17 protein-coding genes and 1 pseudogene are annotated in these 16,828 nt (G+C 68.8%); 4 read left to right on the forward strand and 14 right to left on the reverse strand.

Features of this window, described 5'->3' with window-relative positions; genetic code table 11:
• Nucleotide 1: 1 nt before the first annotated feature.
• The 5 genes from ACWD3H_RS24955 to ACWD3H_RS24975 all read right to left on the reverse strand — a co-directional run bounded on the left by ACWD3H_RS24955 (nt 2) and on the right by ACWD3H_RS24975 (nt 4,325).
• Nucleotides 2-715 carry a response regulator gene (locus ACWD3H_RS24955; RefSeq protein WP_451956680.1) on the reverse strand — a complete coding sequence of 238 codons (714 nt, stop codon included), beginning with the start codon at nt 713-715 and terminating at the stop codon, nt 2-4.
• Complete coding sequence (locus tag ACWD3H_RS24960) at nt 700-2,550, reverse strand: ATP-binding protein (protein ID WP_451956681.1); 1,851 nt, start codon at nt 2,548-2,550, stop codon at nt 700-702. The genes ACWD3H_RS24955 and ACWD3H_RS24960 overlap by 16 nt, the downstream gene beginning before the upstream one ends.
• Nucleotides 2,551-2,849: 299 nt before the next feature.
• A complete protein-coding gene (locus ACWD3H_RS24965) occupies nt 2,850-3,155 on the reverse strand; it encodes a hypothetical protein (protein ID WP_451956682.1) in 306 nt (101 codons plus the stop codon).
• Between the two features lie 127 nt (nt 3,156-3,282).
• Nucleotides 3,283-3,507, reverse strand: a complete 225-nt coding sequence (locus ACWD3H_RS24970) for a DUF397 domain-containing protein (protein WP_451956683.1) — start codon at nt 3,505-3,507, stop codon at nt 3,283-3,285.
• A complete protein-coding gene (locus ACWD3H_RS24975; protein ID WP_451956684.1) occupies nt 3,489-4,325 on the reverse strand; it encodes a helix-turn-helix domain-containing protein in 837 nt (278 codons plus the stop codon). Before ACWD3H_RS24975 ends, ACWD3H_RS24970 begins: the two co-directional genes overlap by 19 nt.
• 354 nt (nt 4,326-4,679) lie before the next feature.
• Between ACWD3H_RS24975 and ACWD3H_RS24980 the strand changes: the two genes are divergently transcribed.
• Entirely contained in the window at nt 4,680-4,871 is a 192-nt protein-coding gene (locus ACWD3H_RS24980; RefSeq protein WP_451956685.1) for a hypothetical protein, read from the forward strand.
• Nucleotides 4,868-5,287, forward strand: coding sequence for an ATP-binding protein (locus ACWD3H_RS24985; RefSeq protein WP_451956686.1), 420 nt, complete (start codon nt 4,868-4,870; stop codon nt 5,285-5,287). The genes ACWD3H_RS24980 and ACWD3H_RS24985 overlap by 4 nt, the downstream gene beginning before the upstream one ends.
• A 178-nt stretch (nt 5,288-5,465) precedes the next feature.
• On the opposite strand, the gene aspS is transcribed toward ACWD3H_RS24985, so the two are convergent.
• Nucleotides 5,466-6,770 carry an aspartate--tRNA(Asn) ligase gene (gene aspS / locus ACWD3H_RS24990; protein WP_451956687.1) on the reverse strand — a complete coding sequence of 435 codons (1,305 nt, stop codon included), beginning with the start codon at nt 6,768-6,770 and terminating at the stop codon, nt 5,466-5,468.
• Nucleotides 6,771-7,164: 394 nt separating this feature from the next.
• On the opposite strand from aspS, the gene ACWD3H_RS24995 reads away from it, so the two are divergent.
• Nucleotides 7,165-8,793, forward strand: a complete 1,629-nt coding sequence (locus ACWD3H_RS24995) for an MFS transporter (protein WP_451956688.1) — start codon at nt 7,165-7,167, stop codon at nt 8,791-8,793.
• Complete coding sequence (locus ACWD3H_RS25000) at nt 8,794-9,405, forward strand: TetR/AcrR family transcriptional regulator (protein ID WP_451956689.1); 612 nt, start codon at nt 8,794-8,796, stop codon at nt 9,403-9,405. It abuts the gene before it with no gap.
• A 12-nt stretch (nt 9,406-9,417) separates the two neighbouring features.
• On the opposite strand, the gene ACWD3H_RS25005 is transcribed toward ACWD3H_RS25000, so the two are convergent.
• From ACWD3H_RS25005 to ACWD3H_RS25040, 8 genes and pseudogenes are all read right to left on the reverse strand, one after another.
• Nucleotides 9,418-9,831, reverse strand: coding sequence for a nuclear transport factor 2 family protein (locus ACWD3H_RS25005; RefSeq protein WP_451956690.1), 414 nt, complete (start codon nt 9,829-9,831; stop codon nt 9,418-9,420).
• Nucleotides 9,832-10,003: 172 nt separating this feature from the next.
• On the reverse strand, nt 10,004-10,273 hold the full coding sequence (locus ACWD3H_RS25010) for a hypothetical protein (protein ID WP_386308623.1): 270 nt from the start codon (nt 10,271-10,273) through the stop codon (nt 10,004-10,006).
• A 47-nt stretch (nt 10,274-10,320) separates the two neighbouring features.
• Complete coding sequence (locus tag ACWD3H_RS25015; RefSeq protein ID WP_451956756.1) at nt 10,321-10,932, reverse strand: phosphotransferase; 612 nt, start codon at nt 10,930-10,932, stop codon at nt 10,321-10,323.
• A 4-nt stretch (nt 10,933-10,936) separates the two neighbouring features.
• Nucleotides 10,937-11,218: pseudogene (locus ACWD3H_RS25020) on the reverse strand (phosphotransferase); the annotation flags it as partial.
• Nucleotides 11,219-11,633: 415 nt separating this feature from the next.
• Nucleotides 11,634-12,638, reverse strand: coding sequence for a hypothetical protein (locus ACWD3H_RS25025; protein ID WP_451956691.1), 1,005 nt, complete (start codon nt 12,636-12,638; stop codon nt 11,634-11,636).
• Between the two features lie 13 nt (nt 12,639-12,651).
• Nucleotides 12,652-13,752: an NAD(P)-dependent alcohol dehydrogenase gene (locus tag ACWD3H_RS25030; RefSeq protein ID WP_451956692.1), complete on the reverse strand. Its 1,101-nt coding sequence runs from the start codon at nt 13,750-13,752 to the stop codon at nt 12,652-12,654.
• A 411-nt stretch (nt 13,753-14,163) separates the two neighbouring features.
• Entirely contained in the window at nt 14,164-15,660 is a 1,497-nt protein-coding gene (locus ACWD3H_RS25035; protein WP_451956693.1) for a phosphotransferase family protein, read from the reverse strand.
• On the reverse strand, nt 15,657-16,796 hold the full coding sequence (locus ACWD3H_RS25040; protein WP_451956694.1) for a hypothetical protein: 1,140 nt from the start codon (nt 16,794-16,796) through the stop codon (nt 15,657-15,659). The genes ACWD3H_RS25035 and ACWD3H_RS25040 overlap by 4 nt, the downstream gene beginning before the upstream one ends.
• Nucleotides 16,797-16,828 lie beyond the last annotated feature (32 nt).

The raw sequence follows: 16,828 nt of genomic DNA on the forward strand, positions 1-16,828 counted from the left end.
GCTAGGAAGGTGGGGAGGCCGGTTCTTCCTCCGTCGGGATGGGCTGCTCCCCCCGCCGCGCGGCGGGGCGGACCAGGCCCGTCTCGTACGCGGCGATGGTGGCCTGAAGGCGGTTGCGTACGCCGAGCTTGCCGAGGATCACCGCGATGTGGTCCTTGACGGTGGCCGGGCTGATGCCGAGCACCGCGCCGATCTCGGCGTTACTCAGGCCGGTGGCGACCTGCTTGAGCACTTCGGTCTCGCGCGGCGTGAGCATGCCCGTGCTGCCGTTGTACGGCGGCGGCTCTTGCACGAATCGGTCGATAAGCCGCCTCGTGATGCCTGGGTCGAGCATGGCGTCTCCGGCTGCGACCACCCGGACCGCGTCGATCACCCGCTCGGGCTCCGCGTCCTTCAGCAGGAACCCGGCGGCGCCGGCCCGCAACGCGCCGAAGACGTAGTCGTCCAGCCCGAACGTGGTCAGCACCACCACCCGCGTCCCGGGCACCTCGGCGGTGATGCGCGCCGTGGCCCGCAGGCCGTCGAGGCCGGGCATCCTGACGTCCATCAGCACCACGTCGGGGCGCGACTGGAGAGTCAGCTCGACCGCCGCCTGTCCGTCGGCCGCCTGACCCACCACGGTCATATCGCGCTCGGCGTCCAGGACGGCTGCTATGCCCGCCCGCACGACCGCCTGATCGTCGGCGACAAGAATGGTGATCATTCGGGTAGCCATACCCGTATCGTGCCATCAGCCATGGTGATCAGTTCCCCCCCGACCGCGTCGGCGAGGTCCCGGAGCCCGGCCGTGGCCTTGCCCTCGATGCTCACGCCACCGTTCAGGTAGGTCACGGTCACCTCGTCGCCGTGCTCGAAGAACTGCTCTGCCGCTCTGAACGCGGCCACCTGGACCGCCGGGTCCACCTCGCGGCGCTCGCCCGTGAACTTGACGATGGCGCCCTTGCGGGAGGCCAGCGCCGCTACTCCGGCCAGCGTAGGGGCCGGATCTCCCGTCTCGCCCAGCTCTTCGAGCAGGTCTCTGAGTGTGGTGAGTCCACCCCTGGCCTCGGCCAGCGCGTCGGCGAGCCGGCCCGCATCTGCCGCCGCCACGACCGCCTCCGCGTGGCGCATCGCCGTACGCCGCAAGCCGCCCGCGATCCTGTCCCGCTCCGTTCGTACGGCTGCCGCCGTCAGCTCACCCGTCGCCGTGCGCGCCTGCGCCTCCCCGACCGACCGCCGCGCCCGAATCGTCGCGACGGCCGCGCCGAGTGCCCAGGCGGTGACGGCGGGCACGGTGACGCCCAGGCTCAGCACCACCCACGCGCCCAGCCGGTTGCCCGTGATCCCCGGGCCGGCCGCCAGCGCCAGCCCACCTACCGCCGCCATGCCCAGGCAAGCAGGAAGGCCCTTCCCGCTTAGTCCGATGGCGTAGAGCAGCGCCAGTTCCACCCACGAGCACCACAGGAACACATCTCCCGCGGGCGGTACGGCTCGCGTCGCCACCAGCACCGGGTAGATCGACAGCGCCACCGCCAGCGCGACGCCGGGTGCCCGTCTGCGCCAGCCGAGCGGTAGTGCGTGGAGAGCGCAGAGGGGAAGGAGAAGCAACAGGTCGGCGGGGTCGCTGTCGAGCAGGCTGGTCCCGACCGACAACCCGACGGCCAACGCCGCCAACGCCCAATCCGCCCCCCGTCTCCCCCGCCACCCGTCCTTCCTCCCCCGCCCCCGTGTCGTCATCCGGAAGGACGCCACCACGGCCCACCCGTCACCCTGGGGGCCGGCGGTCAGCGTTCCTCCACACTCGGCCACGGCCGCCCTGAGCCCGGCCAGCCCCTTGCCCGCCCCGAGGCCGTCCTCCGCCCTGCCGCCTTCCCCGGCCTGGTTGATCACCGTCACCACCAGGTCTCCGTCGGTGGCGGCGAGCTCCACCCGCACCTGCGCGCCCGGCGCGTATCGGGCGGCGTTGGTCAGCGCCTCCCGCACCACCCGGTACGCGACCGCCGCCACCTCCTCCCGCACCTCGTCCACCGTCCTGCGGTACACCACCCCGGGTCCGGCCAGCGCGTCGACGTCGGCCAGCCGTGGCACCCCGGGAACGCCATCCGTGAGCGCGGCCAGTTCCCTCACCACCAGCCGCCCCTCAGCCGCCGCATGCTCCAGCGCAGACGCCACCAGCCGCGCATCCCCCAGCCGCAGCGCTGAGGCCGCGCCGACCACGATGCCGGTGAGCCGATGAGCCGCGGTGTCGTGCAACTCGCCGGCCAGCCGAAGCCGCTCCACCGCGGCAGCCGTCGCGGGCACTGCCTCAACCCCCGCCAGAAAGGCGGCGAGCGCATCCCGCTTGGCAAGGACCCGCCGCCGCCACCGCCCCAGCGCCCACGCCACCGCAGCCAATCCGGCGGCCAGCAACAGGCTCCCGACGACATCACGGACCCGCCACCCCAGAAAGCCGGAGACCCCACCCGTAATGACGACAAAGGCAAGCGCCACCACCCCGGCCACCTCCGCGGTGCGCCGTACAGCCGCGCCGTACACGATCAGCATGGCGAGGACGAGCGCAACCCACTGCATGGAGGTCAGGAGGGTCCGAGGCGGCGGCAGGGCGAAATCCGGGTGTCCAGGACGACCAGCCTGATCACCACGACGGCCGCAACCAGGATCCGCCGACTTCTACCGATACTTACGCTCCCCATCGTGCATCAGTAGCACATCTGACCGCCCGATCCTCATTCAGCACCATTCTCGGGGTCTGAGGAACATCGGAACTGTGACCGGGAAGGTTCGCCGGTCACAGCACCGGGTGTCCCGGGGCCGGCCCTTGAGACGCCGAGAGCCTCTGGCCATGGCCGGGAGCTCTCGGCGTTGAGCGGTCACCCGTGCCGGCGGGTCCCGGCTCGGCCGGTGGGATCGTTCTGCCACGACCGGAGCCGGGCATCAGCCGCCCACCAGGTCTCGGTATGGCCGTCACGGAAACGACGCCGCACGCGCGCCCAGTCGGCGGGAGCATCCAGGCCGCCCCAGGCCAGAGCGCGGGCGGCATCGATCTTGGTGTGCGGGGGCGACGTGCTCGGCCGCCGGTTCTCCCAGGCCGACCGCATTATCGGCCCCGGTCCGCCGTACGCGACCACGCGTTCCGCGTCGAAGGTCGCATGGGTCTTGGCAGATTCGTGGAGCAATTACACGCGAGAGGTGTCCTCCCGATCAAGGTGACGGAAGCCTGAAGAACTCCCATCATCCCAGGTCAGAGGGCAGCTCTTCGCATTTCAGGATCTTCACTTCAGATTCGGCTCGGTGGATCCAGCCTCAGATGCCGAACTCGCCACCCTTGATGCCACTCAGAAACGCCGACCAAGCGGCAGGGGCGAAGACGAGCGCTGGGCCGGTCGGGTTCTTGCTGTCACGGACGGCTACGACGCAAGGAAGGTTGGTTGCGACCTCGACACACTCACCGCCGTTGTTGCCGCTGCGGGAACTCTTCTTCCACACAGCCCCGGAGAGATCCGTGGTGGTCAGATCTTTAAGCTCCATCGCTCCACTGCTTCCTTGATCTTTTCGAGTGATTCGCCTGGACGATATGCCTCTGTGCTCAGTCTGTCATAACGGTCCAGGATCCGCGTGACGAGATCATGCTCTGCTGACACTTCGCCTTTACCTGCCGAATCGACGGAGACGGCGGGTGGGGCATCGGGCAATTCCGCGATGACGAATGCCGACAACAAGCCATCTGTGCAAGAAGTGTCATACGGAACGAGCTGTACCGTCACGCGGCGATGCTGCGCGACAGCCGCCAGGTGGTCGAGCTGCTGATACATGACTCCCCTGCCACCAATCGGACGTTTGACCACCCACTCATCCAGAAGCACCCGAAGTTCGGGAGGATTATCCCGGTTGAGAATTTCCTGTCGCCGCATACGAGCCGCTACCTGATCTTCTATCTCCGCTTCGGGAGTCGAGAAGTGACCGAGGAAGACGGCTCGCGCGTAGTCCTCCGTCTGGAGTAGGCCGGGGATCAAGAAGGGTGCCCAGATCCGCAGCACGGTTGCCCCCGGCTCGATCTCCTCAATCCAGCGGAGGAACCATCCCGGCCCGGAAGGTGATTGGTGGATCCGTCGATATAACCGGACGAAGTAGTCACTCTCGGGAAGGCTGAAGACGCGATCGCATGCCTCCGCGAAGTCAAGCTGCGGGTTGCGGGTACCGGCTTCGATGTGCCCCACAAGAGACGGTGAGCATCCAAGGCGATCGGCCAGCCGTCTTTGTGACCACCCTGCTTCCTTACGACATCTGGCCAGTTCACGGCCAAAGCGCGCGAGAGGAGACAGGTGGGAATCGAGGTTTTTGACCATGACCGCCTCCGAGGTTCCTTGGCATACCGCCGACCTTTGCTTACACGGTAGCGAAATCTCTTACATCAGCCGAGGTTTTCTGCAATCGGATTGTCCTTCGACTTCCTATGCGAGACAGCTATGCCTACCTGCATTCTGGGCGTACATCAAACGAGCCACCAGGGAAGATCGCAACGATAAACCGACAATTACCTCACACAGCTGGAGCCCGAGATGACAAATCAAGATTCCGAAAGTCGCACTATCCGGACAAATGGCAGCGCATCTGTAAGCACTCAGCGGATTCCTCGGCGCGTGAAAGAAGATCAGTACCTTCACCTGGTCCGATTGGCATGGGACCTGCACAAGCTTGGCTTGAGCGCGATGGTTGAGCTGCCGACCGGAAAGGAACCGGCTCTGCTGGTTTCCCGGGCGGCCGGGCCGTTGCGGATCATGGCGCTGAGGTTCAAGGGAACGTGGTTCTTCACCTGGGGCCGGGGCGAGGGCCAGCGAGTGCGGGCACTGTCGAGTGAGGCGTCAAACCGTGTCTGGGAGATGGCGCAATGAGCACCGTTAGGCTTCTGGGTGCCGTTGATCTCCCCGGCTCGCCGAGTTCGATCGCAGTGGCGCGGGCATATGTACGGAAGTTGCCGGGAGTGGCAGGTCATCCGAGGGCGGATGAGGTTGAGCTACTGGTCAGCGAACTGGTGGCGAATGCCGTACAACACTCCGACTCTGGGCGCAGGCCGCAGGGAATGCTGCGGCTGGTGGTTGCCGACCATGACCACACGCTGCATGTGGAAGTGATCGACGAGGGCTCCTCAGGCACCATTCCACAGGTTCCCGCACAGGTGGACTCGCTCAGTGAGAACGGCCGTGGTCTGTGGCTTGTTCAGGAGCTGTCATCGGCCTGGGGCTGGAAGGAGAGCGAAACCGGGCGAGTCGTCTGGTTCGACCTGCCCACCCGGCCTCAGCAGCCCTGACCTCCCCAAACCTCCGGACAGACGGAACCGTCCCCCGATCCCGCTGACCCCGGAGCCGGTCCACGCCGACGGCTCCCCCGTGCCGGGCGTGGACCGTACAAAAGGCCGGCGTCCACGGACCTGATCCCACCATCGTCCGGGACGCCGGCCTCCCCCACCTCGGCCACAAGCGGGTCGTTTACGGAGCGAGCCGGTGCAGGTCGCGGGGAAAGAGGGTGACCTGGCGTATGTTCGGCACGTCGAGCAGGCGTGCCATGAACCTTTCCAGCCCGAAGGCGAAGCCGCCGTGCGGCGGCATGCCGGAGCGCATCGCGTCGAGGTATCCCGAGTACGCCGACAGGTCGCTCTCGCCGCGCGCGGTCAGCGTTCGCACGTAGTCGGCGTGCCGGTGCATCCGCTGGCCGCCGCTGACCAGCTCCAGGCCCCGGAATATCAGGTCGAACGCGCGCGAGTAGCCGGGCCGCGCCGGGTCCGGATGGGTGTAGAAGGCGCGGTGCGCGGCCGGGTAGCCCTCGACGAATACGAAGTCCGAACCGTGCTCGCGCAAGGCCCACTCCCCGATCCAGCGCTCGTGCGCCGGTGCGAGGTCGGGCTCGGCGGTGATGTCCTGGCCGGTCTCCTTACTGATCATCTCAAGGACGTCGGTGAAGTGCACCACCACTGGTCTCTCCGTCAGCGCGGGCATGGTGACGTCGAGAAGCTCAAGTGAGGGACCGGCCGACGCGCGGATGCCGGCCAGCATGCCCCCGACCGTCGCGTGGCACGCGGCGATGACGTCGCGGTGGTCCTCGATGAAGCCCATCTCGGCGTCGAGGGACGTGTACGACGCCAGGTGGCGGGCGGTGTCGCTCGGCTCGGCGCGGAAGACCGGTCCGACCTCGTAGACCCGCTCGAAGACACCGACCATCATCTGCTTGTAGAGCTGAGGGGACTGCGCCAGGTAGGCCGGACGGCCGAAGTAGTCGAGCTTGAAGACGTTGGCGCCGCTCTCGGTCGCCGCGCCCACGATCTTCGGGGTGTGGATCTCGACGAACGACATCGCTTCGAGCGCCGTACGGAAGCCGCCGACCGCGGCCGCGCCGATGCGGTGGGTGGCGGCGAGCTTCGGGTGGCGCAGCGCGACCGGCGCGTGGTCGAGCATCGTCGGCAGGCTCGCGCGCAGATCGGGCCGGTAGAGGTCGAACGGGGCCGTCTCGGCGGGGTCGGTCAGTGCCTCGATCACCGGCGAGGTGATCTCGACGCCGCCCGGCGCGGACGGCTCGACGGTGACCGTGCCGACGACGGAGACCGTCGTCTCCTCCGGCAGGGCCTCCAGCCGAGCGCGGACGGCCTCCTCGGACACCACGACCTGGGTCAGTCCGGCGGCGTCGCGCAGGATCAGGAAGGCGACCGACTTCAGCAGTCGGCGACGATGAATCCAGCCCGCGACGCGTACGGTCTCACCGACGTGCGCGGACAGCTGGGTGGACAGGATGCGTTGCATGGTGGTGACCTCCTCTGGTTCGCAACGCGTCCCCTGAGAGGCGTGGGCGAGCGGGATCCTCGCGGTGCCACCACACCTTCGCCACGCCGCCGGCTTGTGCGGCGTGGCCTCTGTAAACCCTTGACGTGGGCGATTCGGCGGGACTCTACTGGGCCCGGAGGCCGTTCTTCCCCGCAGCTCGGGAGGGTCTTCGCACCCCGGCCGGAGTCCGCCTTCGCAGCTGCCGGCGGCTCTCTCCGACTCCGGTGATCGAGGCGCTACTCGTCTCCGTCATCGCTGTTGATCGCCACCCTACCCGGCCCACCCAGGTCGCGCCCAGTCCATTGACCGTCCTAGGCGGAACATCGACGCACGCCCGGATAGATAGCGACATGATGTTGCTATAGTTCGCGACATGATGTCGCCAAGTTCTCGTCAAAGCTGGCTGCCTCTCTTCGTGCTCGCGGTCGGCGTCTCGATGGTCGTCATCGACGCGACGATCGTGAACGTCGCCGTTCCGGCGATGATCGACGATCTGGGGCTCACGGTCACCGATGTGGAGTGGGTCAACTCCCTCTACCTGCTGGTGTTCGCGTCCCTGCTCATCCCGCTGGGCCGGATCGGCGACCAGCGCGGCAGGCCGCGGCTGTTCGCCACGGGCATCGTGGTCTTCCTGGTGGCGAGCCTGCTGGCGGCGATCGCGGGGAGCGGCGCGATGCTGATCGGGGCCAGGGGGATCCAGGGAGTGGGTGCCGCGATGGCCATGCCCATGACGCTCGCGATCATCAACTCCACCTACTTCGGCAGGCAGCGGGTGATCGGATTCGCGATCTGGGGCTCGATCGTCGGCGGGATGGCCGCCATCGGGCCGCTGGTCGGCGGCTGGCTGGTCACCGACCACGGCTGGCGCGCGGCGTTCTGGATCAACCTGCCCATCGGCGCGCTGGTCCTGCTCGGCGCGCTGCGCATCCCCTCCTCCCGTGAGGATCGGGCCACCGGCCACGACCCGCTGGGCATCGCGCTGATCGTACTGGGCGTGTTCTCCATCGTCTTCGGCCTCATCGAGGGTCAGAAGTACGGCTGGCTCACTCCCCTGCGGGCCGCCGAACTCTTCGGACTGCGGTTCGAGGAGGTCTCCCCGGTGCCCTTCGCGTTCGGCATCGGCATCCTGGCCGTGGCCGCCTTCATCCTGCTGGAGCGGCGCCGCGAGCGGGCCGGGCGCCCCGTGCTGATCGACCTGACGCTGTTCACGTTGCCCGGCTTCCGCTACGGCGCGATAGCCGCGATGATCGTGGCGCTGGGCGAGTTCGGCGTGATCCTGGTGCTGCCGCTGTTCCTGCAGTCGGCGCTCGGCCACAGCGCGTTCACGGCCGGCCTCATCATCGCCACCCTCGCCGTGGGCACCTTCCTGGCCGGCGGCGTGGTTCCCGGCCTGACCAGGAAGTTGAGCTCGCGGACGGTCGTGCAGATCGGCCTCGCCCTGGAGGTCGTGGGCGCCATCGGCATCGGTCTCTCCCTTGAGGCCGGCATGAGCGTGTGGCGGATCGTGCCCTGGATGCTCGTCTACGGCTTCGGCATCGGCTTCGCCACGGCCCAGCTCACCAGCGTGCTGATGGCCGACGTGCCCGCCCGGCAGGCGGGCCAGGCCTCCGGGTTGCAGAGCGCGATCCGCCAGGTCGGCGCGGGGCTGGGGGTCGCCGTTCTGGGCGGGGTGCTGGTCACCGGGCTCGGCTCGTCGGTCGAGAAGAACATGGCGTCCTACCCGGAGCAGGTCCGCACGAGCGTGGCGAACGCCGTGCAGGAGAGCGGTGGCGCGGCCATCCCGGAGCTGAGCGACCCGGCCATCCACGCGGCGGCGGTCGCGGGCGCCACGGAGGCGACCCGCAGGGTGCCGGTCATCACCGGGCTGGTCCTGCTGGCCGGGCTCGGCTTCACGTTCCTGCTTCCGCGCACCGCCGCTCCCGCCCGAGACCCCGAGGACGAGGACGAGGACGGAGCAGGGACGCCCGAGCCCGATACTGGAGGACGCCACCTGGAGGTGTAGATGCCAAGGATCAGCGCGGCGACCGTCGCCGCCCACCGGGCCAACCAGCACGCCGCCCTGCTGGAGGCGGCGCGCGAGATCCTGGCCGCGCAGGGTGTGCACGCGCTCACTCCGGCGGCGGTGGGCGCCAGGATCGGCCTGGCCCGCTCCAGCGTCTACCGCTACTTCTCCTCCACCGCCGACATCCTCGCCCAGCTCACCGAGGAGGCCTTCCCCCGCTGGGCCGATCGCCTGCGCGCCACCGTGGCGGGGACCACGCCCGACGGGTCCGCCGCGTCACTCGACGAGCAGGTCCGGGCGTACGGCAGGACCGCGCTGGAGTTCATCGGCAGCCCCGACTACGCGCTGATCCCGGCGTCGCTGACGCTCGGGCTGCCGCCCGAGTGCCGGGAACGGCTGAACGAGCTGCACGAGTCGCTCATCGAACCGCTCGGTGACGTGCTCCGCGAGGCGGGATGTGACCATCCCGCGCTGCGGGCCGAACTCGCCTGGGGCGTGCTCCGCGCCGGCACCCTGCGTCTCATGTCACAGTCCTCCGGCGGCTCCGGTACGGAAGAAACGACCGAGATCATCAAAATCACCCTCGACATGTTCTGCCGAACCCTGCGCTGATCCACCATCCGCCTAATCCAGCGACTCCCCGATCGCGGGCACGCTGCGGTAGGCCACCCAGCGGCTGATCCGGCCTTCGCTGTCGAACGTCCCCGCCCCCGCGAACGAGGACCTGATCGGGCCGCCCTCGAACTCACGGACGATGCCCTCGACGAGGCAGCGGTCGTCGGCGACGAAGAGCGACTGGAGCTCGTGGTGCCACTTGCGGCTGCCGCGCCGCCCCTTCAGCAGGGCGCGCAGCGCCTCGCGCCCCTTGACCTCGGCCCGCTTGGGGCTGTCCGGGTCATAGGGCGGGTGGGAGTAGAAGGCGTCGTCGGTGAACAGGTCCGCGACGGCGTCGAAGTCCGAGTTCTCCAGGCCCTTGATGTAGTTGAGCACCGTCTGGCGGATGGTCTCGCGGTCAGGATGGGTACCGGGTTCCGTCATGATTCTCCTTCGTGGTCTACGGACACGAGACATCTCGTGCTCACCGCCTGTCTCCGGCCGGAGGCGACGACGCCTTCGGAGGTCCGGGGTCGCTGGGGATCGCCGAATTCGGCCGCGACGACCGGAACAGGCGGCCGGGACAGGCGGGGGTCGCCGGGCACGGGAGGCGGGATCAGTCGACGGCCACGTCCAGTGCCGTCAGCATCTCCACCGGGAGCGGTTGCCAAAGCTCGGAACGGTCCGGGCGGCCGACCGGGGAACCGCCGGCGGAGAAGTGGCGCGACAACTGCTCGGCGAGGTCCAGCACGGCATCCACCATGGTGTCTCCCCGGCAGGTGAGGTCGCCCACCCCCAGGCATCGGGCCGAGTATCGGCCTTCCTCCCAGGTGATGGCCACCACGACCTCCACATGGACGGACTTGTCGTCCTGCTTGCTCATCATCCTCCGCTCTCTTCGACGGTCCCGCCTCACCGGGACACACTGAGACGTCAGCCGCGGGTCAGCACGCCGTCCAACTGCCGTGCCAGGCGGTATCGCATGTTGGGCCCCAGCACGGCGAAAGAGATCGTGTACTCGATGTTCCGCGCGTCCCACTTCAGCCGCATCCGGCCGGATCGGGCGAGGTGCTGGTACAGCCACACGCTCGAGAACAGCATGTAGAAGTCCACCGCGTGCGGATCACACCTGACCCCGCCGGACGCGTGGTAGGCGTCGAGGAATTTATCCCAATCCGTCATCATTTCGATCGTGCTGCGAAGATATCCGAGATCACGCGCCGGGTGGCCCAGGGACGCCAGTTCCCAGTCCAGCACCGCGGTCAGCTCGTCACCTTCGGCGAGGACGTTGTGAAAGCCCAGATCCCCATGGACCAGCCGCACCTCTTCGTCGAAGTCCCTGACGTGCTCGTCCAGCCAGTCCAGCGCTCCGAGCACGCTCGGGTACGGCTCGCTGAACTCGTTCACCGTGGCGCGGAAGGCGGCCAGCTGCTCGCACAGCTGATCGCCCGTGACGTCCTTGGTCACGAGGAACGGATCGTCGGCCAGGCCGCCGACGTCGAGGGAGTGGAGCAGGCCCACCTGCTCGGCCAGGGCCAGCGCCAGCCGCTCGTTCCTGGGCGGGTCGAAGACCTCCCCGGCCGTCGTCCCCCCCCAGACGCTGCAGGATCAGGAACGGCGACCCCAGGGCCTCGGGGTCGGACTCGAGGTGGAACGGCTGGGGAACCTTCAGTCCCGCCCGGTGGAGCCGCTCGAGCAGCTCGGCCTCCGACACCACGGAGGTGTTGTTGAGGAGCGTCTCCTGGTCCTTGCGGATGACGAGGTCACTCGGGAGGTCGGCCGCGTCGTGGACGGTCAGTGCGTAGGTGCTCTTCGACCGCCCGCCGGCCATCCGCTCCAGATGGTGCAGCCGCAGGTTCGCGCCGCCGCGCGGGTGCTCCCGCAGGTACGACTCCAGCTCCTCGGCCTCGAGGTCGTGCCGCACCGGGGACTCCTGCCCTGCGGGCGAGGTCCGCGCCGCCGGCGGAGCCTTCACCGCCGCCAGCCGCTCCTGGATCCGGTCGATGTCAGCGAGCTCGTCGGCGAGCGCCGGGAAGACCGGCGGCTCACCACCGTTCTCGGCCAGCCGGGTCAGCTGGTCGACCGCGGCTGCCAGCACCTCGACGCATCGAGTGGCATGGGCGGCCGGCAGACCGGCCAGCGCCGGGCGGATCGAGGTCTGCAGCACGTCGACCGAGTTGCGGAGCAGCCAGCATACGGCCTCGATCTCGGCTACGAGGTAGGTCTGTGCGCGCTCCACGACCGGCTCACTCTCCCACCGCGAACGGGCAGCTGCGTTCGATGTGCCCGTAGGCCACCTCGCCGTCCCAGGTGTACCGGGCCCGCCCCTCGTACAGGCGGTTGCCGAGCCCGTCTCCCGCGGCCTCCTTCCCCAGCACCAGATCATTCGGGCGGCGCATGGCCATGGGAAGGACGCGCAGGATCTCCACCCCGATCTCGAAGGACTCCCCCTCGTTGCTGAGTTTGAGGTTCCCCGCCTCGAACGGCTTGTCCGGGTCCTGCAGGAACGAGGGTTCCATGGCGAAGTCCTGGAACGTCCGGCCGTCGCTGACGAACCCGCGGGCGAGCGTCCTGCCCGTCGACCGTTCGTAGTTCGCCAGGACGTTGAAGCACCGCCCGCTGGGGAACACCGCGTTCAGCCACACGTGGCTGTGCAGCTTGGTGAAGTCCCGCGCGCCGCGGGAGTGGTCCCGCATCGCGCCGCCCTGCCGCATGGTGAAGGTTTCGTCGAGAGTCTCGAAGGTGCCTGTGGCCAGGCAGGACTGCTCGTGGTGCATGGACGCGAAGTGCTGGCCCTTCAGGTGGGCGCTCATGTCCCACAGGGGCGCCGCCGCTTCGAACTCCAGGTCCAGACGGAAAGGCTGGGCCGGCCCGTCGCGCAGCGACCCGTCCTCGACGTCGGCCTGCCGCACGTAGCGCCCCACCCCGTCGAACTGCAGCCGGAACCGGCGGAACGGTTCGACGCAGGTGAGTCTGGTCCCCGCCGAGCCGGGGCCGGCCTCGTGGGCGCCGCGGGCGAACGCGCGGGACAGGAAGTAGCGGTCACCGGGTAGGAAGACCACCACGGTCTCCCGCCAGATGTCGTGGTCGTACGGCATCCGCGCCAAGTGCAGCCAGACGCCGAGGTCCTGCTCTCGGTCCCAGGCCTGATAGCAGAAGTTCTCCGCCCACAGCGCCTCGTCCGGGGGCTTGGGGAGGGGGAGTTCGTCGACGGAGTCGAGTCCGGTCGGGTTGTAGTCGATCTCATTCATGGTGGTCCGTCCCTCAGGCTCCGAAGGTCAGCACGGGCTTGATGACCTTGCCGCTCTCGGCATCGGCCATGGCCTGTTCGATCTGGTCGAAGGGGTAGGTCTGCACGAGCCGATCGACGGGGAACCTCCCGTCCCGGTGGAGCCGCATCAGTGCCTGCAGGAACGGAGGGGTGCCGTCCCCCATGACGATGCCCTCGATGCGCATCGCGCCCATGATCAGCTGCACCACGGGCAGGGACACCTGCTCAGTGGCGGCCGGAGCCCCGATCAGGCCCATGACCCCGCCTCGGGCCAGCGCCGGCAGGGCCGACTGCAGCACCTTGGTGCTGGCGGTCGTCTCGACGATGATGTGCGCACCACCCCCGGTGGCGTCCTTGATGGCCGCCGTCAGGTCGTCGCTCTCGGCACCGTTGATCGTGTCCGTGGCACCGAGTTCCCGTGCCAGGGCCAGCCGCTCGGGCACCACGTCCACCGCGATCAGCCGTGCCGCCGGGGTCAGGGCCGCGGCCATGATCGCGGACATGCCGACCGCGCCCGCCCCCAGCACGACCACGCTCTGGTTCGACTGCGGCTTCAGCACGTTGAGAACGCCACCCGCTCCGGTCACCACACCGCAGCCGAAGGGCGCCAGGATCTCGTCGGAGATGTCGTCCGGCGCCTTGAGGACGGTGCGCTCCTCGACCAGCGCGTAGGTGCTGAAGGAGGACTGCCCCAGGAACCTCGACGCGACCGGCTTACCGTCCATCGTCAGGACCGGGGAGCCGTCGAGCCGCCCGCCTCCCCACCGCAGAGCCGGGACCTCGCACAGCGCCGGATGTCCGATGAGGCAGGGCCGGCAGTGTCCGCAGGAGGGCGAGATGAGCAGTACCTTGTCGCCAGGACGCACGGTGGTCACACCGGAGCCGACCTCCTCCACCACACCCGCGCCCTCGTGTCCCACCACGCCGGGCATGCCGAAGGGGATCTTTCCCTGAATGATCGAGATGTCGGTGTGGCAGATGCCGGTGGCGGTGACGCGCACCAGCACCTCCGTGGGCCGTGGCTCGGCGACCTCGACCTCACGGACCAGGAACGGCTGGTTGGGCGCCTTGCACACCGCCGCTGTTGCTTTCATCTAAATCCCTTCAGTGTGGAGACCCCCGCCTTTAGGCGTGGGAAGGAAACGCGGTACGGCGCCGCATGGGTTAACATGCTCGAACGGTGGCGACGACCAAGCCGCCGCACGCATGACCCGCACCACCCTCGCCGCCGGGCCGGCGGAGAGGAAAAACGCCTGTGGAGCCGGAGTAAGACCTCAAAGGAGAATCCTCCTGGCGGGCGACTGGCAGTGAAGCAGGAAATCCGACCTGTGAGGGTTGGATTCCCCCGGCTTCAGCCGTGGAGAGGAAGTCAACCTTGCTCCTCGTCACTTGGCATCGGTCCTGCTTCGGTCGTCGTTCGCAGGGGGCGAGTCGTCCCTGGCGCCCCCGGGGCGTGCGGAGTCCGCGTTCACATGTCCGTCGGCGTGGAGCAGGCTCGATCCGGCTCACTGCGCGGCCGCGGCTCGGTCGGCGGTGAACGCGGCGTGCAGTTGCTGGGCGAGGACCGCTTCCATCCGGGAGAAGGTGTCCACCGAGGTCACGAACATGTCGAAGGTCGTGATCCGGCCGGCCACAACGTTGTCCATCACCTGCGCGCACAGGGACGCGTTGCGCAGCTGACAGAACGCGCCGAAGAAGTTCAGCTCCCGCTCGGACACGTCCCGGCCACCGCACTCGCGATAGCGCTGCAGGAACGCGTCCCAGTCGGCCACCCGCTCGACCGCGAGCCGGCAGTAGGCCAGATCCTCGGCTGGATGGCCGACGTGGGCGAACTCCCAGTCGAGCAGCCCGGTCAGCCGCCCCCGGTCGACGAGGGTGTTGTGCAGGCTCGCGTCGCCGTGCACCATGACGGGCTGCTGCCCGGCGAGCTCGTGGGCGTGTTCCCGAATCCACAGGTGCCCCAGCTCGACCGCGACCGACTCGGTCAGGGTCGTGTCGCGCCATAGCTCCTCGATCTTCCGGCGCGACTCCTCCACCACCTGAGGCAGATCGGTCGGCGGCGAGTCGACGAGCCGGTCGAGCGGAACCGAGTGCAGCCGTCCGAGCGCGGCGGCGAGGGCGAAGGCCTCCGCCGAGGAGGCGCCGACCGCGTCGAGGATCATGCCGGCGGCCTTGCCGTCCAGGCGGCGGCTGACCATGAACGGCTGGCCGAAGGCCGCCTTGTCCGCCTCCAGCAGCAGCGGCTCCGCCACCGGGAGGCCGGCCTGGAAGAGCCTGGTCATCAGGGCGTACTCGTCGAGCACGCTGTTGTCGAAGTAGCCCGTGTCCATCCGCACCACGACGCCGCCGCGCCAGGCCTCGGGCCCCTCCTGTGGATCGACGCTGACGAGGTAGGTGTGCTTGGACTGTCCGCCGACCACCATCTCCACCTCGGTGACGCGGGGCCGGGGGGCCGCCCAGTCCCGGCCGGCGAGGTAGGTGTCGAAGCCGTCCACGTCCAGTGGCCGCGCCTCGGCCTTCGCCGCCTCGCCCGCGGAGTCATGAGGCCCGGCGACCCCGCTGTCGCGGGTCTCCGCGATGGCCTGTTCCAGTGCCTGCCGACCGGCGTGGTCGGTGCCGGCGATGTCCCGCAGCAGCCCCCAGATCTCGTCGGCGGTGTCGGGAGAGGCGTCCTTCAGGCGCTCCCCCAGCACGCGGGCCCTTTCGGCAAGCACGTCCAGTGGATGGGAGCTTCGCGGGTCCGAGGCACCGAGCAGCGCGTCTGCCCGTTCCACGTGGGACTCGTGCTCGGGGGCGAGGCCCGCCTCGACCTCGAGCAGCCGGGTCTCGGTCGTGATCAGCCGGACGATGGCCTGGTCGAGCCGCATCGCCAAGCGCCTGCGGCCGGCGTCGGCCGTCTCGTCGTCGTACACGGCCGCCACGGCCTGGCGTATCAGGCGCAGCGCGAGCCCCCTGGGCATGGCCCGGGCCTTGGCCCAGGACGAGCCCGGAACGGGTCTCACGACCGTTCCTTCAGCCCGTAGACCTGGTTCGGGCCGACCACCATCATCGGGGCGTGGCCGTTGCCCTGCTCGCCGCGTACGGTGACCCGGACCGGCTGCTCCCGGTGGATCGGACGGATCACCTCACCGTTGGGAAGCACCACGTTCTCGGGATGCGACACGTCGTAGACGTCGGTCTCCGCGGTGAGGCCGTCATGGCGCCAGGCGCCGAGGCCCTTGCCGTCGTTCCAGCCGTGGTCATAGCCGGTGCCCCGGTACGCCCAGGGCCGCCCGATCGCCTCGACGTCGAGATCCCACACCTCACCGTCGGCGGTCTGAGCCTGGATCTGCATCGAGTCGAACACATTGGTGCCCGGGTGGAACGTGATCTTGTGAGACCCGTCGACCAGTTCCGACGGTTCGCCGTCGTTCACGCGGATGGCCCCGTCGATGTAGAGCCGGTTGCCGACCTCGTCTTCGATGGTGAAGAAGAAGCCGGAGTAGCTGTCGGTGGCGAAGCCGCAGTAGACGAGCAAGATGCCCATCCCACCGGCCCTGGCCGCGGACGGGATCCCGCCGCGGTTCCGGGTGCCGGTGTAGGGCTCGAAGCCGCCGACCCCCGGGCGGACGCCCCAGGAGTGGTCCCGCCAGCCGAACCAGCGGTCGAAGGTATGCTCCTGGCCGTCGACGACGAGCGTGCCGCTGGTCCACCCGACCTGGCTGAAGCGCCGGTAGTCGGTGTGTACCCGGCCGTCGGCCTCGCCGTAGTGCGGCGACTCCAGCCGGGTGAAGACCGGGCGGAAGGAGAGGTCGAACGCGTCGCCGAACTCGTTGGGCTCCGCGATCATCCTGGTGACCTTGAACGCCTCGGGGAACTCCGTACGCATCGGACCGAGGGTGAGCGGTTCCACGATCGGCCGGAGCGGCCGGGACAGCCGGACGTTGCGCTGGACCGCCGCCCCCGCCTGCGTGCAGATGAAGCCGTCGTGGACGTTGAGGTTCTTGTAGACCGCCATGCCGGTCAGCAGGGCCACGGCCCCGCCGGGGGCCATCAAGGTGTAGGTGTACCGGTCGTAGAACCGGTGGTCGCTCACCGCGGCCTCCGCGAACACGCGGGACGATTGGTGATAGAGCGACTCATCGAGACTGGTCAGCATTGATATCTCCCACTAGTGCCGGATCGATGGAC

The organism is Streptosporangium sp. NPDC002607, from assembly GCF_053592655.1.